The organism is Luteibacter sp. 9135 (assembly GCF_000745005.1).
Classification (GTDB): domain Bacteria; phylum Pseudomonadota; class Gammaproteobacteria; order Xanthomonadales; family Rhodanobacteraceae; genus Luteibacter.
Window position 1 is genome coordinate 1,075,590 of the sequence record NZ_JQNB01000001.1, and the last position, 22,514, is coordinate 1,098,103.

Annotated in this window: 23 protein-coding genes; 7 read left to right on the forward strand and 16 right to left on the reverse strand. The window is 65.9% G+C overall.

Annotated features, from left to right (window positions below; all coding sequences use genetic code 11):
• Window positions 1-65 precede the first annotated feature (65 nt).
• Together FA89_RS04720 and FA89_RS04725 are read left to right on the forward strand one after the other, a co-directional pair.
• Window positions 66-1,115: an NAD(P)-dependent alcohol dehydrogenase gene (locus tag FA89_RS04720; protein WP_036138692.1), complete on the forward strand. Its 1,050-nt coding sequence runs from the start codon at window positions 66-68 to the stop codon at window positions 1,113-1,115.
• A 412-nt stretch (window positions 1,116-1,527) separates the two neighbouring features.
• Window positions 1,528-2,412, forward strand: coding sequence for an MBL fold metallo-hydrolase (locus tag FA89_RS04725; RefSeq protein ID WP_221174279.1), 885 nt, complete (start codon window positions 1,528-1,530; stop codon window positions 2,410-2,412).
• Window positions 2,413-2,430: 18 nt separating this feature from the next.
• On the opposite strand, the gene FA89_RS04730 is transcribed toward FA89_RS04725, so the two are convergent.
• Window positions 2,431-2,820, reverse strand: a complete 390-nt coding sequence (locus FA89_RS04730; RefSeq protein WP_240003850.1) for a winged helix-turn-helix transcriptional regulator — start codon at window positions 2,818-2,820, stop codon at window positions 2,431-2,433.
• A 134-nt stretch (window positions 2,821-2,954) separates the two neighbouring features.
• Between FA89_RS04730 and FA89_RS04735 the strand changes: the two genes are divergently transcribed.
• Window positions 2,955-3,749, forward strand: coding sequence for an SDR family NAD(P)-dependent oxidoreductase (locus FA89_RS04735; RefSeq protein ID WP_036138696.1), 795 nt, complete (start codon window positions 2,955-2,957; stop codon window positions 3,747-3,749).
• A 54-nt stretch (window positions 3,750-3,803) separates the two neighbouring features.
• On the opposite strand, the gene FA89_RS04740 is transcribed toward FA89_RS04735, so the two are convergent.
• Window positions 3,804-5,048 carry a PQQ-dependent sugar dehydrogenase gene (locus tag FA89_RS04740; protein ID WP_036138698.1) on the reverse strand — a complete coding sequence of 415 codons (1,245 nt, stop codon included), beginning with the start codon at window positions 5,046-5,048 and terminating at the stop codon, window positions 3,804-3,806.
• A gap of 224 nt (window positions 5,049-5,272) precedes the next feature.
• Here FA89_RS04740 and FA89_RS20930 point away from each other — a divergent pair, with 224 nt between their 5' ends.
• From FA89_RS20930 to FA89_RS19535, 3 genes are all read left to right on the forward strand, one after another.
• Window positions 5,273-7,987: a DNA translocase FtsK gene (locus FA89_RS20930; RefSeq protein WP_036138700.1), complete on the forward strand. Its 2,715-nt coding sequence runs from the start codon at window positions 5,273-5,275 to the stop codon at window positions 7,985-7,987.
• 104 nt (window positions 7,988-8,091) lie between these two features.
• Window positions 8,092-9,048, forward strand: coding sequence for an RHS repeat-associated core domain-containing protein (locus FA89_RS19530; RefSeq protein WP_185754226.1), 957 nt, complete (start codon window positions 8,092-8,094; stop codon window positions 9,046-9,048).
• A 40-nt stretch (window positions 9,049-9,088) separates the two neighbouring features.
• Complete coding sequence (locus FA89_RS19535; RefSeq protein WP_185754227.1) at window positions 9,089-9,457, forward strand: DUF4279 domain-containing protein; 369 nt, start codon at window positions 9,089-9,091, stop codon at window positions 9,455-9,457.
• A gap of 161 nt (window positions 9,458-9,618) precedes the next feature.
• Here the strand turns inward: FA89_RS19535 and rbsB are convergent, their stop codons facing one another.
• The 14 genes from rbsB to FA89_RS04820 all read right to left on the reverse strand — a co-directional run bounded on the left by rbsB (window position 9,619) and on the right by FA89_RS04820 (window position 20,785).
• Window positions 9,619-10,554: a ribose ABC transporter substrate-binding protein RbsB gene (gene rbsB / locus FA89_RS04755; protein WP_036138706.1), complete on the reverse strand. Its 936-nt coding sequence runs from the start codon at window positions 10,552-10,554 to the stop codon at window positions 9,619-9,621.
• 20 nt (window positions 10,555-10,574) lie between these two features.
• Window positions 10,575-11,519, reverse strand: a complete 945-nt coding sequence (locus FA89_RS04760) for an ABC transporter permease subunit (RefSeq protein WP_036138709.1) — start codon at window positions 11,517-11,519, stop codon at window positions 10,575-10,577.
• 1 nt (window position 11,520) lies between these two features.
• Entirely contained in the window at window positions 11,521-13,008 is a 1,488-nt protein-coding gene (locus tag FA89_RS04765; protein ID WP_036138712.1) for a sugar ABC transporter ATP-binding protein, read from the reverse strand.
• Entirely contained in the window at window positions 13,008-13,406 is a 399-nt protein-coding gene (gene rbsD / locus FA89_RS04770; RefSeq protein WP_036138714.1) for a D-ribose pyranase, read from the reverse strand. The genes FA89_RS04765 and rbsD overlap by 1 nt, the downstream gene beginning before the upstream one ends.
• Entirely contained in the window at window positions 13,403-14,299 is an 897-nt protein-coding gene (gene rbsK, locus FA89_RS04775) for a ribokinase (RefSeq protein WP_036138716.1), read from the reverse strand. The genes rbsD and rbsK overlap by 4 nt, the downstream gene beginning before the upstream one ends.
• A 111-nt stretch (window positions 14,300-14,410) precedes the next feature.
• Window positions 14,411-14,764 carry a gamma-butyrobetaine hydroxylase-like domain-containing protein gene (locus FA89_RS04780; RefSeq protein ID WP_036138718.1) on the reverse strand — a complete coding sequence of 118 codons (354 nt, stop codon included), beginning with the start codon at window positions 14,762-14,764 and terminating at the stop codon, window positions 14,411-14,413.
• A gap of 145 nt (window positions 14,765-14,909) precedes the next feature.
• Entirely contained in the window at window positions 14,910-15,527 is a 618-nt protein-coding gene (locus FA89_RS04785; protein ID WP_036138719.1) for a hypothetical protein, read from the reverse strand.
• A 39-nt stretch (window positions 15,528-15,566) separates the two neighbouring features.
• Window positions 15,567-16,907: an ATP-dependent protease ATPase subunit HslU gene (gene hslU, locus FA89_RS04790; protein WP_036138721.1), complete on the reverse strand. Its 1,341-nt coding sequence runs from the start codon at window positions 16,905-16,907 to the stop codon at window positions 15,567-15,569.
• 4 nt (window positions 16,908-16,911) lie between these two features.
• Window positions 16,912-17,445: an ATP-dependent protease subunit HslV gene (gene hslV, locus FA89_RS04795; RefSeq protein ID WP_036138724.1), complete on the reverse strand. Its 534-nt coding sequence runs from the start codon at window positions 17,443-17,445 to the stop codon at window positions 16,912-16,914.
• Between the two features lie 91 nt (window positions 17,446-17,536).
• A complete protein-coding gene (locus FA89_RS04800) occupies window positions 17,537-18,448 on the reverse strand; it encodes a tyrosine recombinase XerC (protein ID WP_036138727.1) in 912 nt (303 codons plus the stop codon).
• The gene (locus FA89_RS04805) at window positions 18,445-19,131 is read right to left on the reverse strand and encodes a DUF484 family protein (RefSeq protein WP_036138729.1); all 687 of its coding nucleotides are present in this window, start codon (window positions 19,129-19,131) and stop codon (window positions 18,445-18,447) included. Before FA89_RS04805 ends, FA89_RS04800 begins: the two co-directional genes overlap by 4 nt.
• A gap of 82 nt (window positions 19,132-19,213) precedes the next feature.
• Window positions 19,214-20,041: a diaminopimelate epimerase gene (gene dapF, locus FA89_RS04810; protein ID WP_036138732.1), complete on the reverse strand. Its 828-nt coding sequence runs from the start codon at window positions 20,039-20,041 to the stop codon at window positions 19,214-19,216.
• Between the two features lie 7 nt (window positions 20,042-20,048).
• Complete coding sequence (gene lptM / locus FA89_RS04815; RefSeq protein ID WP_036138735.1) at window positions 20,049-20,270, reverse strand: LPS translocon maturation chaperone LptM; 222 nt, start codon at window positions 20,268-20,270, stop codon at window positions 20,049-20,051.
• A 44-nt stretch (window positions 20,271-20,314) separates the two neighbouring features.
• A complete protein-coding gene (locus FA89_RS04820; RefSeq protein WP_036138737.1) occupies window positions 20,315-20,785 on the reverse strand; it encodes a GNAT family N-acetyltransferase in 471 nt (156 codons plus the stop codon).
• 239 nt (window positions 20,786-21,024) lie between these two features.
• Between FA89_RS04820 and FA89_RS04825 the strand changes: the two genes are divergently transcribed.
• Window positions 21,025-22,509 carry a RimK family protein gene (locus FA89_RS04825; protein WP_036138739.1) on the forward strand — a complete coding sequence of 495 codons (1,485 nt, stop codon included), beginning with the start codon at window positions 21,025-21,027 and terminating at the stop codon, window positions 22,507-22,509.
• Window positions 22,510-22,514 lie beyond the last annotated feature (5 nt).

Here is a 22,514-nt window from a genome sequence, read left to right on the forward strand (position 1 = left end):
CTGGCCGGGGTCATTGTTGAGGGTTTATCGTTGCGCAGCTTTTTCAATTGAATGAGGATGACCCCATGATCGATGTCCGCGGATATGCCGCCAAGAGCGCAACCACGCCCCTCGTTCCGTTTACCTTCCAGCGTCGCGAGCCGGGCGACCACGACGTTCGCATCGAAATCCTCTACAGCGGTGTCTGCCATTCTGACCTTCACCAGGCGAAGGGCGACTGGGGCAACTCCGTGTTCCCGATGGTCCCGGGCCATGAAATCGTCGGGCGTGTCGTCGCCGTCGGTTCGGCCGTGAAGAAGTTCAAGGTGGGCGACTTCGCCGGCGTGGGCTGCATGGTCGATTCCTGCCGTGAATGCGATTCCTGCGAGAAGAGCCTCGAGCAGTACTGCCTGAACCACACCAGCTTTACCTACAACGGCACCGAGCAGGACCGGACCACGCCGACCCAGGGCGGTTATTCCACCGAGATCGTCACCGAAGAGCGCTTCGTGGTGAAGATCTCCGAGAAGCTCGACCTGAAGGCCACGGCACCGCTGCTGTGCGCCGGTATCACCACCTATTCGCCGCTGCGCCACTGGAACGTCGGCCCGGGCCAGAAGGTCGGCGTGATCGGCCTCGGCGGCCTCGGCCACATGGGCGTGAAGTTCGCCAAGGCGCTCGGTGCGCACGTTACGATGATCACCACCTCGGCTTCCAAGGGCGAGGATGCCAAGCGCCTCGGTGCGGATGCGGTGCTGCTCTCCACCGACGCGGAAGCAATGAAGGCCCAGGCCGCCAGCTTCGACTTCCTGCTCAACACGGTGCCGGTGTCGCACGACATCAACCCGTACACCAGCCTGCTGCGGCTCGACGGCACCATGGTGCTGGTGGGTGCGCTGACGCCGCTGGAAGGCGTGATCGGTGGCAGCCTCATGCTGCCCCGCCGCACCATCGCCGGTTCGGCGATCGGCGGCATGGCCGAGACGCAGGAGATGATGGATTTTTGCGCCGAGCACAACATCGTGTCCGACATCGAGGTGGTCGACATGGCCTCGATCAACGAGACCTATGTGCGTCTGGCGAAGAACGACGTGCGCTATCGCTTCGTGATCGACATGGCGACCATGCCGGCGTGAGGTAAGCCTATCGCCCACATCGTGGGCTCCTACCAAGCGGAGCGAATCGCTCGGTAGGAGCCCACGATGTGGGCGATACTTGGCTTATTTCGCCGCCCAGACCGAAGGAACCGGCTTGAAGCGATTGCTCCGCTACCTCGGTCTATTCGTTGCATTGGTCATCGCGTTCCTGGCCTTCGTGGCCGTCACCGCCTAGCCTAATATCGGCGCTTGGCCGAAGGACACACCGACACAGGCCGACACGACATCGCCGCAATGGCACGGGCAACGCTTCGCCAATCCCGAGCCGATGTACATGAACCTCAAGGGCGGCATCTGGCAGATCCTGCAGTCCAAGCCCGGCGAGGAACCCGATGCACCGGTGCCGACGAAGGATTCTTCAGCGCTCTAGGCCAAGCCGCCGGTGAGTGGCTTGCGCGTCACCTGGTTCGGTCATTCGTCGATGCTGGTGGAGATCGACGGAGTGAACGTCGTCGTCGATCCGTTCTGGAGCGAACGCGCGTCACCCTTCCCGTGGCTGGGCCCGAAGCGCTGGTACGAGCCCCCGGTATCGATCGATCATCTGCCACACGTCGATGTCGTGATCGTCTCCCACGATCACTACGACCACCTCGATCGCGCCTCCGTGCAGGCGTTCAACGCACGTGGCGTCCGTTTCATCGTGCCCTTGGGCATCGGTGCGCACCTGCGCGACTGGGGCGTGCCCAACGATCGGATCACCGAACTCGACTGGTGGCAGGAGGCGAGCGTCGGCACGTTGCGCATCGTGTCCACGCCCTCGCGGCATGCGTCCGGGCGCCTGGAGGCGCACAGCGACGCGACCTTGTGGACCGGTTACGCCCTGATCGGCCCCACGCATCGTGCGTTCTACTCCGGCGACACGGGCATGAACGACACATTCGCCGACGTGGGTCGTCGCCTCGGTCCGTTCGACGTGACGATGATCGAGGATGGCCAGTACGATGCTCAGTGGCCCGACTGGCACCTCGGCCCCGAGCAGGCGATGAGGGTGCACGAGGATGTACGCGGCAAGGTATTGATCCCCGTGCATTGGGGTCTGCTGAAGCTGGCGCACCACGGCTGGACCGAGCCGGCGGAGCGTATCCTCGCGGCGGCACGGTGCAGCAAGGCCGACGTGCTGATTCCCGAGCCGGGGCAGGCGGTGGAACCGACCACGCATCCGTCGATACCACGCTGGTGGCCGAAGGAACCATGGTTCACGGCCGCGCAGCACCCGATCGTCGCGTCGCGCAAGGGCGACCCGCGCGACCTGTTCGACGTGCCGGTGTGCCCCTAGCGCGGGCCAACGCTTCTTTCAGGATCCCAGCGGCATGACCAGGTGCATCGGTACCTGGTCCAATCGCTTGCCGCTGGCTGCATCGACCACCACCGCCCGCACCGGCTCGCCCGTTTCGTCGGCCACCAGCTGCGACAGCGCCGCGCCACCGCCGTTGTGGCGACGCCCCCATTCGCCCAGCGCCGCCATGATCGGCAGGAACTCGCGACCCGCCTCGGTCAGCACGTATTCGTCGCGAGGCGGACGCTCGCTATAGCGCCGCTTTGCCAGCACGCCGGCCTCGGTCAGCGCTTTCAGGCGGCGCGAAAGGATGTTCGGCGCAATGCCCAGGCTGGTGCGGAACTGGTCGAACTGAGTCATGCCGCGGCTGGCGTCGCGCAGGATAAGCACGCTCCACGTATCGCCCACGAGAGCGAGTCCGCGAGCGATGGCGCATGGCCCTGAAGAAAGTCTGTCGATGTCCATTGCATTATGATACCAACGTCACTATCGTACGGCAACGCAGTCACTATCGTATTGCAACCTACCGTACGGAGTTCCCCATGAGTCACGAAAACAAAGGCATGGCGCTGGTCACCGGCGCATCGTCGGGCATCGGCGAGGTTTACGCGGAGCGGCTTGCCGCGCGAGGCTACGATCTTCTGCTCGTCGCCCGTCGGCTCGACCGCCTCGATGCACTGGCGTCGAAAATCACCGCCGCCACCGGCCGCCGGGTCGAGACCCTCAAGGCCGACCTGGGCGATCGCACCGACGTCGCCAGGGTCGAGAAGCGACTGACCGACGATGACTCGATCACCCTGCTGGTGAACAATGCCGGCATCTCGCTGGACGGCAGCTTCCTCGAGAACGACAGCGAGGCGATCGCGAAGCTGATCGCCATCAACATCACCGCGCCCACGCTGCTCGCAGCGGCAGCCGCCAAGGTCTTCGTCGCACGTACGAACGCCGGCATCGTCAACGTCGCTTCGGTGCTCGCCTTCGCGCCGGAAATGTTCGATGGCGTCTACAGCGGCTCCAAGGCCCACCTGCTGAACATCAGCCAGAGCCTTGCCGTGCAGTTGAAGGATCGCGGGGTGCGCGTGCAGGCGGTGCTTCCGGGCGCCACCCGCTCCGAGATCTGGGAAAACGCCGGCAAGGATATCGACGCGTTGATGCCGGGCATGGTGATGGACACGGCCGACCTGGTCGACGCGGCACTGCGGGGCTACGATCGTGGCGAGGTGGTGACCATCCCGCCGCTGCACGACGAGGGCCTGTACCAGGCTTTCGAGGCTGCCCGCGCTGCGATGGCCCCGAACCTTTCACGCAAGGATGTGGCGCCGCGCTACCGCGCGTGATCGCATCGGTACAGGCGCGCGCCAGTTGCGCGTGCCTGTACCGGCCATGAGGGGTTACGGCTTCGGAATGATCTTCCGCAGCATGCCATCCCCACCGCCGCGGACGTACCAGATGCTGCCGTCGGCCGGGTTCACCTTGAGCGCGCGCACGCTGCCGGTATACACACCCGCCGCGTCGCGTCCGTAGCGCTCCACGCCCGTCACGTTGCTGGTGTTGTCCAGAATCACGCGATAAAGCGCGATCGAGGATGTGGACCCTAGCAGCGCCGAGCCCTGCCACTGCGGGAACAGTGCGCCCTTGTAGAAGGCCAGTCCCGACGGCGACATCGAGTTCGTGGTCGGGAACCAGCCCCAGTAGGCGGCTGGCCGCACGAACTGCGGCGCCGTATCGTGCCGGGGGTAAGGCTGACCCGGCATATACGCGTCGCTGCCGTAGTGGTTGCCGTTGCTCACCAGCGGCCAGCCGTAGTTGCCGCCCTTCACGATCTGGTTGAACTCGTCGCCGGACGACGGGCCCATCTCGGTTTCCCACAGCTTGCCGTCCTCGCTGAAAGCCAGGCCGTAGGGATTGCGGAAGCCGCTCGCCCAGATCTGTCCGGCCACGCCGCCCTGAGCGGCATGCGGGTTGTCGGCGGGCGTGCTGCCGTCCAGGTTCAGGCGGATGATCTTGCCCAGGCCGCTGTCCGGCAGCTGCGCGGTGAAGCCCCGATCCTGGTTCTGGTCGGGCACGTCACCGTCGCCGACGGAGAGGAACACATGCTGCCCGTCCGGCGCGAAGGCGATGCGGGCTCCCGGCTGGCCACGCACGGAGTAGCTGGAGGGTTCCTGCCATACCGTCGTGACGTCGGCGAGCTGGGCCGTGGTGCCCGACTCGACGACCCGGGCCTTGGCCAGGGTGAGGTGGTTGCGACCGTCTGCCGCCCTCGCGACATAGCTGAACCACAACACGTGGTCCGAGGCGTAGGTCGCCGGCACGGCCACGTCGTGGAAGCCGCTCTGTCCGCCGCCGCCGTTCGCGCCGACGGACGCGGGTACGCCGGTCACGGCCCGCTTGGCACCGCTGGCGTCCACGATATACAGGTGGTCGCTCTTCTCGGTGACGACGACGCGCCCGTCCGGAAGGAAGTCGAGTCCCCAGGGATTGTCGAACGGGGCGATATCCCTGATGACGAACGGCGCGGGGGGTTCGGTCTGCGCACCGGACACGCGAGCGTTGTACGACGTGGAGGTCTGGGCGAAGGCACACGGGGCGATGCATGTCCCTGCAAGCAGGACGGTCAGCAAGGGCGAACGGCGCATGACGGGGAACCTCGTGGGGAGTGGTCGCAAGAAGCTACGCCCGGCGCTACGCCCACGACGGCCCAAAACCGGCCCGGTTGCCGGAAGTCGCGACTGCTTCGCATATTCCCGTCGAATCCGACCCTGCTTGTGAATGCTGCCAGCGGCTTACGCGACGTTTGCGCGTGTTTTCACACGAATGCCGGCTAAACTACGGGGCTCGCTCGGTATCTTTGCGGTTAGGCATGCTTTCTCTCGTGTTCGGCGCCTTCGGGCTGTCCACCCTCTGGCTGCTTCCCCTGCTCTGGCGCGTCACCGCGGCGCTGATCCGGCGGCGCACGCCGCCCACCACCGGCCCCGGGGCAATCCGCTTCTGGACCGGCTTCATCCTTGTCCTCCTGGCCAGCACCACGCTGGAGGGCATCGTCATCGCCCACTACACCGACGATCCGGGCGTTGGTGGCGCCGTGTGCCGCTGGCTGGGCGCTGCATTCGGCGCGTTTCCTGGCGGCGCCCTCGCGGCGGCCATCGCCCTGGCCGTGATGATCGTGGCCTTGCCGTGGTACCTGGGTGTCGGTTGGTCGGCTGCACTCGCTCGCATGAACGGCCTGATCGAGCCGGTCGGCGCGCTGGCGATCGAGGGCTCCCGCCGCCTGTTCACCCGCTCGGCGGCGCGGGCCACCGGTCGACGTCCCGCCGCGGCCGTACGCCGCGCGGATCGGGCACCGGCACGCCGTCGCGGGGCGGCGGCTCCCTCGCGTGCGCCTGTCGCCAAACCCTCGACGTCGACCGCGCCCGTGGCATCGGACGTGAGCACCGGCACCGTCCGCGGCGAGCCGTTGCGTGCCTCCCGTGTGCGGCCGTCCACCACCACGCCCGTGCCGCCGCGTCACCGGATGCGCCCCGACACCGTCATCAGCGAGCCATGGCTGGCGCCTCGCGCCTACGCGGGCGCAGAAAGCAGCGTCGAACCGCCATCAGCACCGATGCCCTCGGCGACGCCCGCCTCGATACATGCACATGATTCGACCGCTGTCCCGGCCGAGGTATCCTTGCGCGCTCCCCTCCCGACGCCTGCGCCGGACATCGCGCCGGACGCCGTGACCGTCACGATGCCGGCCCTCATCGGCCGCCGTCGACCGATGGAAAGCCAGGCCTTCCTGCCGCCATCGCAGCGCACGATACCCGGCAGGGATCGTCTGCATGAGACCACCACGACCGATCCCTTCGAAGCGGCGGATGCGCCACCCGCCGACGAATACGCGTCGGCCATCGTCGAGCCGGTTGTCGACGCACCACGACCCGCTGCGCCTACGCCCGTCGAACGGACACCCGCGAACGCGTCCACGGTTCCGCCTTCGGTGGCGCCAGTGTCCCGCTTCGCCATCGCGGCGAATGACGAAGTGCCGGTGGAGCCTGCCCGCGTCACCACGGTCATCCTCTCGCCGGTGAAGCCGCTGCGTGCGGCCACCCAGGCCAGCGCGGTAGGCATTCCGCCGTTGACCCTGCTCGCCGCCGCCGCGCACGACGTGCTTTCGGTATCCGAGCAGGAACTGACCGATACCGGTGACCTGATCGAGCAACGCCTGCGCGAGTTCAAGGTGCCGGTGCAGGTGGTCGGCGCTTCGGCGGGGCCTGTGATCACGCGTTACGAGGTGGAGCCCGCCGTCGGCGTGCGTGGCAACCAGATCGTCGCGTTGATGAAAGACCTCGCCCGCGGCCTGGGTCGCACCACCATCCGCGTGGTGGAAACCATTCCCGGCAAGACCTGCATGGGCCTGGAGCTACCGAACGAGCAGCGCCAGATGATCGCGTTGTCCGAGATCCTGGATTCCCGCGAATACCGCGACTCGGATTCGCTGCTGACACTGGCGATGGGCAAGGGCATCACCGGCGAGCCGGTGGTGGCCGACCTGGCCAAGGCGCCACACATGCTCGTCGCGGGCACCACGGGGTCGGGCAAGTCGGTGGCGGTCAACGCCATGATCCTGTCGATGCTCTACAAGGCCACGCCCGAAGACGTGCGCATGATCATGATCGACCCGAAGATGCTCGAGCTGTCGGTGTATGAAGGCATCCCGCATCTGCTGGCGCCCGTGGTCACCGACATGAAGCTGGCCGCCAACGCGTTGAACTGGTGCGTGGCCGAGATGGAAAACCGCTACAAGGTGATGTCCGACCTTCGTGTGCGTAACCTTGCCGGTTTCAACCAGAAGGTGCGGGAAGCGCGTGCGGCCGGTAAGCCGCTGTTCAATCCGTTCCCGGCGCATCCGGAAGTGCCCGAGCACCTCGACACGATGCCGATGATCGTCGTCGTCATCGACGAGCTGGCCGACCTGATGATGGTGGCCGGCAAGAAGATCGAGGAACTGATCGCGCGCCTGGCGCAGAAGGCGCGCGCCGCGGGCATCCACCTGATCCTCGCCACGCAGCGTCCGTCGGTGGATGTCATCACGGGCCTGATCAAGGCGAACATCCCAACGCGCGTCGCGTTCCAGGTGTCGTCGAAAATCGACTCGCGCACCATCCTCGACCAGATGGGTGCCGAAAGCCTGCTCGGTGCCGGCGACATGCTGTTCCTGCCGCCGGGGTCGGGGTATCCGCAGCGCATCCACGGCGCCTTCGTCGCCGACGAGGAAGTGCATCGCATCGTGGCCTGGCTGAAGCAGTTCGGTGAGCCCGACTACAAGGACGAGATCCTCGCCGGCCCGCCCAGCGAAGCGATCGAGGGCGAGCCCGGCGACGACGGCATCGACGCCGAACTGGATCCCCTCTACGACGAAGCCGCCGCCTTCGTGCTGCGCTCACGCCGCGCGTCGATCTCGTTCGTGCAGCGCCAGTTCCGTATCGGTTACAACCGCGCCGCGCGACTGGTGGAAGCGATGGAAGCCGCCGGACTGGTTTCGTCGATGGGCATCAATGGCCAGCGCGAGGTGATCGCTCCCGTGCCGCAGGAATGATAGAAGGTTGACCCTGGTCTTCCGTGCTTTTTATGGTGTTGACACGATCAAGACTTGATGGCTGAATCCGATTAACTGCGGTTTGCGGCTTACGGGGGATTGCCTTGAAAAAGAGAGAGCCACTGGCGGGGCGTACCGTGCGTCTGGCACGGGCGCTGCTACTCATTTTTTCCACCCATCTGGTTAGCTCAATTTGTATCGCTGCGGAACCCGTAATCACATATTATTTTACTGACCCTAACGGTAACGTGCTTATGACTACCGATGAGCACGGCAATATCCTGACGTGGTCAGATTATCGACCCTACGGACAATCGGCTAAAACGGAAGACGTACTAAAAGGTGTTGGCTTCGCGGGTCACTTTTCTGATTACGATACTGGTTTGTCGTATATGCAGGCTCGATACGACGATGTCGTCGTTGGACGCTTCGTTAGCGTAGACCCGTTCAAGCCAACACCTGGCGATATATTTTCGTTTAATCGTTTTGCATACGCATCTAACAACCCGATCAGCAACGTTGATCCGGATGGCAAGGATGACTGTACGGCACAGGGTCAGAATGGCGACTCGAAATGCTCAGACACATCGCCACCTAGCGGAAGCGATTCGCCATCTGCTCCTAAAAGCGTGACTCAGCTTCCGGTAGTCCCAGTAACAGTTACCCTTCCTAGGGCTACGAGGACAGTTCCGCGAGCACCCGTGATACCCGTACCAATGATTGTTGCTCAAGTTGCCGTAGCTGGGTTGTTCTTCGTCGACTCGAACACGTTTAACGAATGGGCCTTCGATCACCATAGCTGCTACGGATCAATCAGCTGCGGTACAAGTGTTTCTCCGCTGGTATTTAACCTGCCTCCGGGCGTCTGGCCTGCGGACAAGGGTGCCGAGGAATGGGGCCGACGTAGTGGGCTAGGTACGGCTGAAGGGCGTCGTCGTTTTCATGGAATAAAGCAGAGCGACGGTACACACGGTGGAGGTAAAGCCGACTGGGGTGTCAATCCAGATACTGGCGAGGTCTACGATCCTGAAGGAGAGGTCTATGGAAACCTTGGCGACTGAAGTCTTGCTCGAGGTGTCGTTGTACATAAGCGGAAGAACGATGAGCATCGACGACGTATCGCTTGCATTAGGGGCAGCCGCGTCTAAAGCAACCCTGCGTGGCACACCGCGGACACGTGCTCCCGATGCGCCTGTTTACAACACTACAACGTGGCAGTTGGCTCGAAAGTCTCGTCATGCTGACGTGAGTAATGAGCTCCTTGCCTTGCTTCAGCAAATTAAGAGCAATGTACGTCCCGGTGAGCTGAAAAATGTGGACGAGGCATTCGTCGACGTGTTTATGGCCCAGACGGTCGCAAACGGAACGTTGGGTTCATCCATCGAATGCGAGCTGTCGCCCGAGGCACTTGATGCCCTGTCCAGGCTTGGCGCTCCCGTGCGCTTTTCCATGTGCAACGTAGAGCCGTAGTGGTGTAACGGATCATAGTTGCGGAGCAAAAGAGGAACCGATAAAACTGCGATAACATTTCATCCATGACGTTATGTGGATCGCCCACATCGTGGGCTCCTACATGAAAAGGCCGGGCATCTTGGGATGGCCCGGCCTTTTCATTTCAATTGCTGGCGCGCTTATTCTTTCGTCAGGAGCTTCAGCGGCACCGCGATGGACTTCTCCACCGGCTGCTTGTCGATGAGCTTCTTCGCGGTTTCCACGCCGAGCTTGCCGATCTCTTCCGGCTGCTGCGCCACCGTGGCGGCCATGCTGCCGTTCTGCACGGCGGTCTTGCCGTCCGGCGTGCCGTCGAAGCCGACCACCAGCACCTTCTTGTTCTTGCCGGCCAGCGCCTGTACCGCACCGAGAGCCATCTCGTCATTCTGGGCGAAGATCGCCTGGACGTCGCTGTTGCCCTGCAGGAGGTTCTCGCTGACCGAGAGGCCCTGCGCACGGTCGAAGTTGGCCGGCTGCTGCGCGACGATCTTCATGCCCGTGGTGGCCACTTCGTCGTCGAAGCCCTTGCCGCGCTCACGTGCCGCCGAGGTGCCGGCCACGCCCTGCAGTTCGATGATGTTGCCCTTGCCGTTGAGCGCCTTGGCCAGGTAGTCGGCCGCCATCTTGCCGCCGGCGATGTTGTCGGACGCGATGTGCGACGCGACTTCGGCACCGTCGACACCACGGTCCAGCGTCACCACCGGGATGTTGGCGCGCTGTGCGGACTGCACGGCGCCGGCCAGCGCGGAGGAATCGGTCGGGTTGAGCAGGATGACCGAGACGCGCTTCTGGATCAGGTCTTCCACCGACGAGATCTGCCGGGCCGGATCGTCCTGCGCGTCCACGACCACCAGCTGCACGCCGGCGTCCTTGGCGGCCTTCTCGGCGCCGTTCTTCAGTTCGACGAAGAACGGGTTGTTCTGCGTCGACAACGCGAGACCGACCACGGGCGTGCCCGAGGGCGCGGCACCGCCGGCGGTGGACGCCGCCGCCGGCGCGGATTCGCCCGGGCCTTGCTGGGAGCAGGCGGCGAGCAGCGTGGCCGCGGCCGCTGCGAAGAAAGTGAGCTTGCGCATGGTGTGTGTCCTCGTGGGGGTTACTGCCGCCTGTCGAGCAGGACGGCGATCAGGATGACGATGCCCTTCACCACCTGCTGGTAGAAGGAGCTGACGCCGAGCAGGTTGAGACCGTTGTTGAGGAAGCCGATCAGCAGGGCACCCACCAGCGTGCCGAACAGCCAGCCGCGGCCGCCGGACAGGCTGGTGCCGCCGAGTACCACGGCGGCGATCGCGTCCAGCTCGTAACCGGAACCGGCGGTCGCCTGCGCCGAATACAGGCGCGAGGTAAGCACCACACCGGCAAACGCGGAGAGGAGACCGGACAAACCGTAGATCGCCAGTTTCATTGGCGAGATGCGCACGCCGGACAAGCGCGCAGCTTCTTCATTGCCGCCGATGGCCACCACGTGGCGGCCGAACACCGTCCCGCGCAGGAGGAACGCGCAGACGACGAAGGCGACGAACATCCAGATCACCGGCAAGGGCACCAGGTTGGCGACGTAGCCACCGCCCAGCAGCGCAAAACCAGGATTGGTGACGGGGATCGGGCTGCCCTGCGTGTACGACAGCGTGACGCCGCGCAGCAAAGTCATCGTGCCCAGCGTGGCGATGAAGGGCGCCACCTTGCCCCACGACACCAGCACCCCATTGACGATGCCCAGCAGCAGGCCGAGGCCCAGGCCGGCGCCCACGGACAGCACCATGCCGTGGCCCGCCGCCATCAGGCCGGCCGTGACCGCGCCGGTGAGGGCGAGGATGGCCCCGACCGAAAGATCGATGCCGCCGGCCAGGATCACGAAGGTCATGCCGAAGGCGATCAGTGCATTGATCGACACCTGCCGCAATACCGTCAGCAGGTTGCCCGTGGAAAGGAAATCCGGGCTCATGATCGAGAGGACGATGAAGAGCAGGATCAGGCCGATCACCGAGCCGAGGCGCTGCATGAGCGTGGCGGCGCGGCTCCAGTCGAGGGGGAATGTCATGTCATTTGCCTCCGGTCGCGGCGGTCATCACGGCTTCCTGGGTGGCGCCGTGGGCATCGATCAGGGCCGTGGCACGACCCTCGTGCATGACCAGGATGCGATCGCTCATGGCGAGCACTTCCGGCAGTTCCGAGGAGATCATGAGAATGGCCACGCCCTGTTCCGCGAGTTGATTGATGATGTTGTAGATCTCGGCCTTGCCGCCGACGTCGACGCCGCGTGTGGGTTCATCCAGGATGAGCACGCTCGGTTTCAACGCCAGCCACTTGGCCAAAACCACCTTCTGCTGGTTGCCGCCGGAGAGCGCGCGGACATCCAGTTCCATGTCGCGGGTGCGAATCTTCAGGGCGTCGATGAGGCCGCGCGTCTGTTTTTTCTCGCCCGGGCGGTCGACCAGGCCGGCATGCGAGGGCACACGCGGCAGGCTGACGTTTTCGCGCAGGCTCATGTCCAGCACCAGGCCCTGGGCCTTGCGGTCCTCGGTCACGAAACCGAAGCCGGCCTGGATCGCGTCGGTGGGCGTCTTCGGGGTCATCGCCACGCCGTCGAGCGACACCCTGCCCGCCTCGGTCCGGTCCAGGCCGAACAGCAGGCGGGCCAGTTCGGTACGGCCCGCGCCGAGCAGGCCGGCCACGCCCAGCACTTCGCCCGCGTGCAGGTCGAAGCTCACGTCCTTCACCATGCCGCCGGTGAGGTGCTCCACCTTGAGCCGGACCGCGCCGATGGATGCGCCGCGCGTGGGGAAGCGCGCCTCCAGTGTGCGCCCCACCATCATCTTCACCACCTCGTCGAAGGCCAGGCCCTCGACATCGCGCGTGCCGACGAAGTGGCCGTCGCGCAGGATGGAGATGCGATCGCACAGCGCGAAGATTTCTTCCATGCGGTGCGACACATAGACGATGCCGGTGCCCTGCGCGCGCAGTTCGCGGATCAGGTTGAACAGCGTGCCGGTTTCGCTTTCGGTCAGTGCGGCGGTCGGCTCGTCCATGATCAGCACGCGCGCGTTCTGGCCAAGCGCGCGTGCGATCTCCACCATCTGCTGCTGGCCGACCGAGAAGCGTTCGATCCGTGTATCCGGATCGAGCCGGGGCATGCCGACGCGGGCCAGCCAGTCCAGTGCGGTGCGCGTCATCGCCTTACGGTCGAGCAGGCCGAACCGTTGAAGTTCGCGACCCAGGAACAGGTTGTCCGCGATGCTGAGCGACGGAATGAGGTTCAGTTCCTGGTGGATGATGGCGATGCCATGTTTCTCGGCCTCGGCGGGCGAGGCGATCGTCACCGGCTGGCCGTCCACCTCGATGGTGCCCTGGTCGGGCGCGTAGATCCCCGTGAGGATCTTCATCAGGGTGGATTTGCCCGCGCCGTTCTCGCCCATCAACGCGTGCACTTCGCCGCGGACGAGTTCGAAGGCCACGCCTTCCAGCACTTGCACCGGGCCGAACGCCTTGTGGATGTCCTGCATCCTTACCAGGGGTGCGGATGCGCTCATCAGAAGGTCACGCCGGCATGCAGGATGATGTTGGCGTACGGCGCGGTTTCGCCCGTACGGACCACGGCGACCGCGCGACTGCACAGCCGCTTGAAATCCTCGTGGCTGACCTCGGAACGTTCGAGGCCTTCCTGCGAAAGGCGATCGGCCAGCGCGACCATGGCCGGGTTGCGCTCATGGATCTCGGCCGCCAGGGTGAAGGCCTCCACCGCCAGCTCCGTGTAGACCGCCTCGAACACATCCATGAAGCTCGGCACGCCCGGTAGCACCGCCAGGTCGATGCAGCGGACGCCTGGCGGCACGGGCAGGCCGACGTCGGCGATCACCAGCGTATCGGTGTGCCCCATGGCCGCGATGACGCGGTTGAGTTCGGCATGCAGCAGGCCTTGACGTCTCATCGATGGGTCTCCAGGAAGGCCGCCACTTCGTCGGCGCGGGGCATGCCACCCTGGGCGCCCAGCCGCGACACGGCGATCGCGGCGGTGGCGCAGGCCTTGCGCACCGCCTCCGCCAGCCCCTCGGCAAGGAACACCGCGAGCGCCGCGTTGAAGGTGTCACCGGCGCCCGTGCTGTCCACTGCCTCGACCGCAAACCCGGCCTGGTGGTGCGGCGTGTCGTCGGTGTCGCAGAACCAGGCGCCCTCGGCGCCGCGGGTCAGCACCACCGGGCACGGCGCCAGGCGCATGAGTTCGCGGAAATCGGTGTCGCCGGGCTGGCCCAGCACCGTGGCCAACTCGTGCTGGTTGGGCGTGAGGAAGCGCACGTGCGCCAGCCACTCGCGCGGCAGCGGTTGCGCGGGTGCGGGGTTGAGAATGACCGGCACGCCCTCGTCGTGCGCGATGCGCAGCGTGGCCTCCACGGCGTCCCGCGGAATTTCCAGCTGCACCAGCACCGCGTCGGCACCGCGGAAGGTTTCGCGGGCGGCTTCGACATGGGCCGGGGTGACGCGACCGTTCGCGGCGGGCACCACCACGATCTGGTTTTCGCCACCGGCCACGGTGATGGAGGCGGTGCCACTGCCGATGCCGGCCACACGCGTGACGTGGGTGACATCGATACCTTCCGCGACCAGGCCGTCGTAGAGCTGCGTGCCGAACGCGTCGTCGCCTACGCAGCCCACCATGCTCACCGAAGCGCCCAGGCGCGCCGCGGCCACCGCCTGGTTGGCGCCCTTGCCGCCGGGAATGGTGAGGAAGCGTTCGCCGGTCAGCGTTTCACCCGGCGCGGGAAAGCGCGGTGCGAGCGTGACCAGGTCCATGTTGATACTGCCGACGACAACGATTCGCGTCATGCCTGAAGGTGCTCCGGGAAGTGACCGCGCAACGTCCGTGCTGTCGCCGGGTGGGATGGCGCGCAAATATACGCCTTTGCGTGTGTGTTGGCTTTCACACGCGCGCCGTCGTCAGCGCGACAGGCCCCTGGCGTCCAGTTCGGCCAGGTAGGCGGGCCACGACGTTTCGTAGGCGCGGCCGAGGTCGTAGAGGGTGTCCCAACCGAAGATGCCGCTGGCGTGGCCGTCGTCGAAGCGGATCAGCACGCCGTAATGGCCGGTGGGCTCCAGTGCCGTGATCCCGACCTCGCGCTTGCCGTGCACCAGCACCTTCTGGCCCGGGCCATGGCCCTGGACCTCGGCGCTGGGGGAGTTCACGCGCAGGTATTCGCACGGCAGCTCGAAGCGGTCACCGTTGTCGAAGACCACGTCGAGCCGGCGAGACGCCGCGTGCAGGATGATGTCGAGGGGGCGCGGGCGGGACATGGGCAGGATCCGTGTAGGAGCGCACGATGTGCGCGAATAACCGTGTCCGTTAGACAGACGGCCGGCACATCACGCATACGTTGATTACGGACGGTTTATCGCGCACATCGTGATCGCGCACATCGTGCGCTCCTACATTACTTAATCAGGGCGCGCGGCCGAAACCGTCGCCGGTGCCCTGCTCCAGCGGGGGCGGCGTGCCAGCCACGGCGAGCAGGGACGTGGCGTAGGCGTCTTCCATGCTCACGGTGGAGACTTCATCCCACGAGAAGAACGACGGCTCGCGCAGCCATTCCGCGTCGGGGGTGATCTCCTGCATGTTGAAGCCATCGTCTTCCACGCTGACCAGCCGGCCGATGTAGCAGACCTCCGATTCTTCCTCGCTGTCGACATGCACGCCGATGACCGGCGCGTGCGCCGCGGCGGCCTGGATGACCTGCGAGATGTCGTCGAGGGGGAAGTCGGCCGGCGGCGTGGGCTGGATGCCCTTCAGCGCCAAAGCCTTCTCGAGGAAGCCGGCGTGTTTGTCCGGCGCCTCGAATTCGGAGATGTCGCGGTGCCGCATGATGTACATGCCGTCGTAGCTGACACCGTCGCCGATGACCCACAACAGGAAGAACTCGCGGCCGACCCCGCCGACATAGCCGCAGAAGCTGCCATGCTCGAGTTCGCCGCGCCACAGACGTACCAACTGGCGGCTGTCCTGCGCTTCACGCAGGCTGGCTCGCTGGCCGTTCGTTTTGAGTTGAATAACCTTGCCCATATACGTCAACAGTTTAGCAGATGGGGTGCCGTTCGATGTTTAGAGGATGTAACGGCTCAAATCCTCGTCCTTGACCAGCGAAGCGAGGTTTTTATCGACATATTCGGCGTCGATAAGGTAATTTTCGCCGGATTTATCAGCAGCTTCGAAAGAGATCCGCTCCAGCAGCCGCTCCATCACCGTGTGGAGGCGACGGGCGCCGATGTTCTCGGTCCGCTCGTTTACCTGGAACGCCACGTCGGCCAGCCGGTCCACGCCCGTGTCGGTGAACTCCAGCGTGACGCCCTCGGTGTGCAGCAGCGCAACATATTGCTTGGTCAGGGCGTTGTTCGGCTCGCGCAGGATGCGCTTGAAGTCGTCTACCGACAGCGCGCTCAACTCCACGCGGATCGGCAGTCGACCCTGCAGTTCGGGGATCAGGTCGGATGGCTTGGCCAGCGAGAACGCGCCCGACGCGATGAACAGGATATGGTCGGTCTTGATCGAACCGTACTTGGTGGACACCGTGGAGCCTTCGACCAGCGGCAACAGGTCGCGCTGCACGCCTTCACGACTCACGCCCGCCCCGCCCCATTCCGAGCGCTGCGCAACCTTGTCGATCTCGTCGATGAAGACGATGCCGTTCTGCTCGGCGATATCCACGGCCCGGCTGCGCAGTTCCTCGTCGTTGAGCAGCTTGCCGGCTTCTTCCTCCACCAGCAGCGGCCGTGCCGCGCGAATGGTCAGCTTGCGCTTCTGCGACTTGGCGCCGCCCATATTCTGGAACATCTTGCCCAGCTGCTGGCTCATTTCCTCCATGCCGGGCGGGGTCATGATCTCCACGCCGACGTTCACCGCGAAATCCAGTTCGATCTCGCGGTCGTCCAGCGCGCCCTCGCGCAGCTGCTTGCGCAGCTTCTGGCGGGTGTCGCTGTCGATGGCGGTGACATTGGAACCGGTGTCGTCCCAGCCGGTGGCTGCCTGGCGCCTCGGGAGAAGTGCATCCAGCAGGCGATCCTCGGCGGCGTCCTCGGCCTGGCTGCGCACGCGCGTCTTGGCCTGGTCGCGAACCAGCTTGTAGGACACATCGGCCAGGTCGCGGATGATCGATTCCACATCCTTGCCGACGTAGCCCACCTCGGTGAACTTGGTGGCCTCCACCTTCACGAACGGCGCGTTGGCCAGGGTGGCCAGGCGGCGCGCGATCTCGGTCTTGCCGACGCCCGTGGGCCCGATCATCAGGATGTTCTTCGGCGTGACTTCCTCGCGCATGCCCGGCTCCAGCTGCATGCGCCGCCAGCGGTTGCGCAGCGCGATGGCGACGGCTCGCTTGGCGTCGTTCTGGCCGATGATGAAGCGGTCCAGTTCGTTGACGATCTCGCGGGGGGTGAGTTCGGACATGGGTTCAGAGCTCTTCGATCGAGGTGTTGTGATTGGTATAGATGCAGATGTCGCCAGCGATCTTGAGCGCTTTCTCGACGATGGTACGTGCGTCCAGCTCGGTGTTTTCCATCAGCGCCAGGGCCGCCGACTGGGCGTAGGGCCCGCCGGAGCCGATGGCGATCAGGCCGTGCTCGGGCTCGAGCACGTCGCCGTTGCCGGAGATCAGCAGCGAGGCTTCCTTGTCGGCCACGGCCAGCATGGCTTCCAGGCGGCCCAGGCGGCGGTCGGTCCGCCACTCCTTGGCCATCTCCACCGCGGAGCGCGTGAGATTGCCGCCGTGCTTGACCAGCTTCTCCTCGAACAGCTCGAACAGGGTGAAGGCGTCGGCGGTGGCGCCGGCGAACCCGGCCAGCACGTCGCCCTTGCCCAGGCGCCGCACCTTGCGTGCGTTGGCTTTCATCACGGTGTTGCCGAGGGTGACCTGTCCGTCACTGCCGATGACGACCTTGCCGTCGCGGCGGACGCAGACGATGGTCGTTGCGTGCATCGGGTCCATAGCGCGTTCCTTGGGGGAGTCGGCTAGAGGTGGGGATGGCGCGGGAAGGGTGCAAGGTGGGCCCTCGCGGAGGATGCGGGTCGGCGCGTACCTAGTCGTGCTTGCGCTTGGCGCGCGGGTGCGCCGCGTCGTAGACCCGGGCCAGGTGCTGGAAGTCGAGATGCGTGTAGATCTGCGTGGTGGCGATGTCGGCGTGGCCGAGCAGCTCCTGCACGGAACGCAGGTCGCCTGAGGATTCCAGCATATGGCTGGCGAAGGTATGCCGGAGCATGTGCGGGTGCACGCGCTTGGCCTGCCCGCTGGACAGCTTGACCATGCGCAGTTGCACGGCCCGCGGCCCGATCGGCCCGCCGCCCCGGCCCTTGAACACCGGCTGTTCCGGTCCGGCCTCGCCCAGGGCGGCCAGGGCGCGCAGCGCCGCCACCGCAAAACGTCCCACCGGCAGGATGCGTGTCTTGTTGCCCTTGCCCAGTACGCGTACCTGGCCGTCGTCCAGGTCCAGGTCGCCCCAGCGCAGGCCGCACAGTTCGGACAGGCGCAGCCCGCTGGAATAGAACAGTTCCAGCATGGCCGAGTCGCGCGGCGCGAGCGAACCGCCGAGCGTGGTCTCTACCAGCTCCTTGGCCTCGTCCGCGTCCAGCACCACGGGCAGCTTCCGACGCACCTTGGGGCCGCGAACGCCGGCCGTGGGATCGTGGGCGAGCTGGCCCTCGCGCGTGAGGTAACGGAACAGCGTGCGGAACGCGGACAGCAACCGTTGCAGGCTGGTCGGTTCCAGCCCCTTCCGCTTGCCGTCCTTGTCCGGCGGCGGCCGGTGCAGGCGGGCGGTCAGCGAGCGCAGCCGGTCGGGCGTCAGCTCGTCGAACGAGGCCAGGCGCTCGGCCTCCATGTACGCAACCAGCTTGTCGAGGTCGCGTCGGTAGGCCGCCAGGGTGTGCGGCGACGGCGCCCGCTCGGCCGCGAAGTGGCGCAGGAATGCGTCCACCGCCTCGCGGGGGTTCACGCGGCCTTCCGCGCCCGTTCGATGGCCGAGCCGACCGTGGTCGAGATCATGTTGAGGAACAACGTGCCCATGCCGGGGTGGAAACGATCCGCGTCGGCGCTGCCGATCGCCAGGATCGCATCGGGGCCCACGCGCATGAGCGCGGCCGAGCGCACCTCGGGGGCGTCGTCGCCGAACAGCCGCTGCAGTTTTTCCGGCGCGAGGCGCCCGGCCACCGGGTCACCGTGCTCGAGGAACGAGGTGAACTCCGGCAGGCCGGCGGAGCCGCGCGGCTCGCGCAGCAGCCAGGGCTCGTCGGGCAGGCCCGCCAGGTTGCCGAAGAACACGAGGCTGATCCGCTCCGACTGGAAATCTTCCTTCAGCCGATGAACGACGTTCCGCACCGTTTCCTCGACATCGCGCGCGCTGAGCAGGGCCAGCATCAGCCCGTGCACACGGCGCATCAGGGTCTCGTTGTCGCCGGCGATACCGGTGAGCTCCTTCAGGCGGCGCTCCAGCTCGGCGTTCTTTTCTCGCAGCCCGCGCAGCTGATGGACGGCCAGCGACGCGGCGGGGCCGTTGCTGCTGGGCAGCGTCAGTGCGTTGGCCAGGTCCGGGTAATCGGCCAGGAAGTCCGGATGCCGCCGCAGGTAGGACGCGACGGTGGTTGGCTTGATGTCGCCGTCGATCGCGGTATCGGTCATGGGTGTTTCCTCGGTCGCATGCGTGCGGGTCGACAGAAACCGACCCGGGATGGAAGCAGTGTGCCGCGTTACGGCGCGGGCGTCACACCTCGCCTTCGAAAACGAAGGCGGCGGGGCCGGTCATCCACAGCGTATGGCCGGGGCCTTGCCACTCGATGGTAAGCGAGCCGCCGGGCAGCTCGACATCGACCACGGCACCGGTCAGGCCCAGCGCGTGCGCCGTGGCGGCGGCGGCACAGGCGCCCGTGCCACAGGCCCGGGTCCAGCCGCTACCACGCTCGTGCACACGCAGCCGGATGCGCCCCGGTCCCGAACGCTGGGCAAAGCCGATGTTGGCGCCCTCGGGGAATACGGCATGGGTGGTCAGTCGTGGACCGAGGCGGTCCACACGGGGATCGTCGACATCGTCGACGAACACCACGGCATGGGGGTTGCCCATCGACACGGCGGCGAAGCTGACGTCCTCGCCGTCGAGGGCCAGCGTATACGTGGCTTGCGCGGGACGGTCGAGCGGCACGGCGGCGGGCAGGAAATCCGGTTCGCCCATATCGACGCGCACCTGCCCCGCCGCCAGCACGCGTACCGTGACCGGACCGGACGGGCTTTCCAGTCGGATATCGGTGTCGCGCTCGATCGCGCCGTCGCGGTAGAGCCACGCGGCGACGCAGCGGACCCCGTTGCCGCACTGGCCGGACGGGCTGCCGTCGGCATTCCATATGCCGTAGTAGAACGCGCAGGACGCATCCCGCGGTGGCTCGATGCTGATCAGCTGGTCGAAGCCGATGCCGGTGTGGCGATCGGCCAGGGCGGCGATGCGGGAGGGCGCGGGCACGCGTCCCGCATCCTCGCGCCAGTCGACGATCACGAAATCGTTGCCGATCCCGTGCATCTTGGTGAAGCGCGACGGCATGGCGGGATTACGGCTGGACGGAGGAGTTGAACGGCGTGCGTGCCGTGCTGGCCGGTGGGGGCGACCCGGCGGTGGTGGTCGCATGGGCGGGCTGCGCACCGCCTTGCGGCGTCACCGCCCCGGCGGGCGCGGGCGGCGGCGGGAAATAGAGGTTGCCCTTCTGGCCACAGCCGGACAGGCCGGCGGCAAGCGTGACGGCAAAGGCGACGGGCAGGATCAGTCGGCGCATGGGCTTCTTTCCCGGAAACGGCGGCCAGTATAGCCCTGGCTCGGTCAAAGCGCCTTTTCGAAGCGCAGTGCGTCCGTGCCGTCGGCATAGTAGGCCGTGTACGCCCCGATCCGTTCGTAGCCGAGGTGCTCGTACAGGTCGATGGCCACGGTGTTGTCCGTGCGGACTTCCAGCCGCAGCACCCGGCAGCCGCGTGAGCGTGCGGTGTCTTCGGCAGCGTGGATCAGTGCCGACCCCACGCCCTTGCCGCGTGCCTGGGGCGTGGTCGCCAGCGAATACAGGCGCGCCACCGTGGTGGCCTTGCGGAAGAACACCACGGCGGTACCCAGGAAACGCCGGTGGTTGGCGCTGGCCACCAGCACCAGCGCGGTCTGCGAGTCGAGGTGCTTGCGGTACTGGGCACGGCTGAGCCGGTCCTGCGCGAAACTGGATGCCTCGAGTGCGACGAGATCGTCGAGATCGCTGACCTCGGCGCGTCGAACGCGCACCGCGGCGGTAACCGGGGGTGGACGCATGCGCTTGGGGACTCCGGCGCTGGAGGGAGGGGAACGGCTTGCGGCCGTGCGGGGATACGGCAAGCGCGGCACTGTAGACCTCGGGCTGCGGCGGATCAATGACTTTTTCATGAATTCGATCGTGGGAACGCGCGTGCCCCGCTTGTGCGGGGCGGCACCGCGGCACACACTGCGCCACCGGTGAAACGCGCGGCTCCCGGTGGAGCCTGTACGAAGCCTTCGCCGTCCATCGAGGTCACATGAGCCGGCTCGTCATCGTCGTGGAAAAAGCCTCCGACTGGGGCTCGTACTATCCGTCCGCGAACGTCGTCAGCGCCATGGACTACCTGCGCGAGCCGATCGGCAGCGACGACGAGCGCGCCCACGTCATCAACCTGTGCCGCAGCTACAAATACCTGGGCACGGGCTATTACGTGTCGCTGCTTGCCGAAGCGCGCGGGCACAAGGTCATTCCGTCGGTGCGCACGGTGAACGATCTTCGTCGTCGCTCGCTCTACGGCCTGGACATCGACGACCTCAACCAGAAGCTGGCCAATTTCCTGCCCGCCGGCGGACGCGACACTACCGACTTCGGCGTGCTGGTGTACTTCGGCGAGACGGCCTATGCGGATCTGCAGGATCTTGCGAGGCAGCTGTTCGAGATATTCCCCTGCCCGCTGATGCGCATCGAGTTCCATCGCGAGCGCATGTGGCAGGTGGCGGCGATCAAGCCGGTGGGCCTGCATACGCTTGACGACGCGCAGGAAGACGCGTTTGCCCAGGCGCTGGACAAGTTCTCGAAGAAGCTGTGGCGCAAGCCGCGCGCGCGACGTCGTTACCGTTACGACATCGCGATGCTGGTGGACCCCGACGAGGCGATGCCGCCGTCCAACAAGAAGGCGCTGAAGCAATTCATCGAGGCGGGCAAGCACCTCGGTATCGAAGTGGACCCGATCGGCAGGAACGATTACCAGCGGCTGGCCGAGTACGACGGCCTGTTCATCCGCGAGACCACCGCCAGCGACAACCACACCTATCGTTTCGCCCACCGTGCCGAGAAGGAAGGCATGGTGGTGATGGACGACCCGACATCCATCCTGCGTTGCACGAACAAGATCTTCCTGAACGATCTGATGGTTGCGCGCAAGCTGGCCACGCCGATCACCGAGATCATCTACCGCGACGATCCGCGGCGCCTGCGTGAACTGCCCGATCGGCTCGGGCTGCCCATCGTGCTGAAGATTCCCGATGGGTCGTTCTCTCGTGGCGTGGTGAAGGTGGAAACGCGCGAGGCGTTGCAGAAGGCCGCTGGCGAACTGTTCTCGCACAGCGCGCTGCTGATCGCGCAGGAATACCTCTACACCGAGTACGACTGGCGTATCGGCGTGCTCAACCATGAGGCGCTGTACGCCTGCCAGTACTTCATGTCGCGCGGCCACTGGCAGATCTACAACCACGGCGCGAAAGGCACGGCCAAGTCCGGTGGCTTCCGCACCGTGCCCGTGCGCGAGGCGCCCCCCGAAGTCGTCAAGCTGGCGCTCAAGGCGACGCAGACCATCGGTGATGGCCTATACGGGGTGGACCTGAAACAGGTCGGCGACCGCCCGGTGGTGATCGAGGTCAACGACAACCCGTCGATCGACGCGGGGGTGGAGGACGCCTACCTGGGCGAAGACCTCTACCTGCGGATCATGCAGGAGTTCCTCCGCCGCCTGGAGCGCAAGCGGCTGGGCATCCACGCCTGACGCTT

Excerpts from the sequence above, each read along its gene's own strand:
- FA89_RS04720 (WP_036138692.1), top strand. The coding sequence starts at position 66 with ATGATCGATGTCCGCGGATATGCCGCCAAGAGCGCAACCACGCCCCTC.
- FA89_RS04735 (WP_036138696.1), top strand. The coding sequence starts at position 2,955 with ATGAGTCACGAAAACAAAGGCATGGCGCTGGTCACCGGCGCATCGTCG.
- FA89_RS04740 (WP_036138698.1), bottom strand. The coding sequence starts at position 5,048 with ATGCGCCGTTCGCCCTTGCTGACCGTCCTGCTTGCAGGGACATGCATC.
- FA89_RS20930 (WP_036138700.1), top strand. The coding sequence starts at position 5,273 with ATGCTTTCTCTCGTGTTCGGCGCCTTCGGGCTGTCCACCCTCTGGCTG.
- FA89_RS19535 (WP_185754227.1), top strand. The coding sequence starts at position 9,089 with ATGAGCATCGACGACGTATCGCTTGCATTAGGGGCAGCCGCGTCTAAA.
- rbsB (WP_036138706.1), bottom strand. The coding sequence starts at position 10,554 with ATGCGCAAGCTCACTTTCTTCGCAGCGGCCGCGGCCACGCTGCTCGCC.
- FA89_RS04760 (WP_036138709.1), bottom strand. The coding sequence starts at position 11,519 with ATGACATTCCCCCTCGACTGGAGCCGCGCCGCCACGCTCATGCAGCGC.
- FA89_RS04765 (WP_036138712.1), bottom strand. The coding sequence starts at position 13,008 with ATGAGCGCATCCGCACCCCTGGTAAGGATGCAGGACATCCACAAGGCG.
- rbsD (WP_036138714.1), bottom strand. The coding sequence starts at position 13,406 with ATGAGACGTCAAGGCCTGCTGCATGCCGAACTCAACCGCGTCATCGCG.
- rbsK (WP_036138716.1), bottom strand. The coding sequence starts at position 14,299 with ATGACGCGAATCGTTGTCGTCGGCAGTATCAACATGGACCTGGTCACG.
- FA89_RS04780 (WP_036138718.1), bottom strand. The coding sequence starts at position 14,764 with ATGTCCCGCCCGCGCCCCCTCGACATCATCCTGCACGCGGCGTCTCGC.
- FA89_RS04785 (WP_036138719.1), bottom strand. The coding sequence starts at position 15,527 with ATGGGCAAGGTTATTCAACTCAAAACGAACGGCCAGCGAGCCAGCCTG.
- hslU (WP_036138721.1), bottom strand. The coding sequence starts at position 16,907 with ATGTCCGAACTCACCCCCCGCGAGATCGTCAACGAACTGGACCGCTTC.
- hslV (WP_036138724.1), bottom strand. The coding sequence starts at position 17,445 with ATGGACCCGATGCACGCAACGACCATCGTCTGCGTCCGCCGCGACGGC.
- FA89_RS04805 (WP_036138729.1), bottom strand. The coding sequence starts at position 19,131 with ATGACCGATACCGCGATCGACGGCGACATCAAGCCAACCACCGTCGCG.
- dapF (WP_036138732.1), bottom strand. The coding sequence starts at position 20,041 with ATGCCGTCGCGCTTCACCAAGATGCACGGGATCGGCAACGATTTCGTG.
- lptM (WP_036138735.1), bottom strand. The coding sequence starts at position 20,270 with ATGCGCCGACTGATCCTGCCCGTCGCCTTTGCCGTCACGCTTGCCGCC.
- FA89_RS04820 (WP_036138737.1), bottom strand. The coding sequence starts at position 20,785 with ATGCGTCCACCCCCGGTTACCGCCGCGGTGCGCGTTCGACGCGCCGAG.
- FA89_RS04825 (WP_036138739.1), top strand. The coding sequence starts at position 21,025 with ATGAGCCGGCTCGTCATCGTCGTGGAAAAAGCCTCCGACTGGGGCTCG.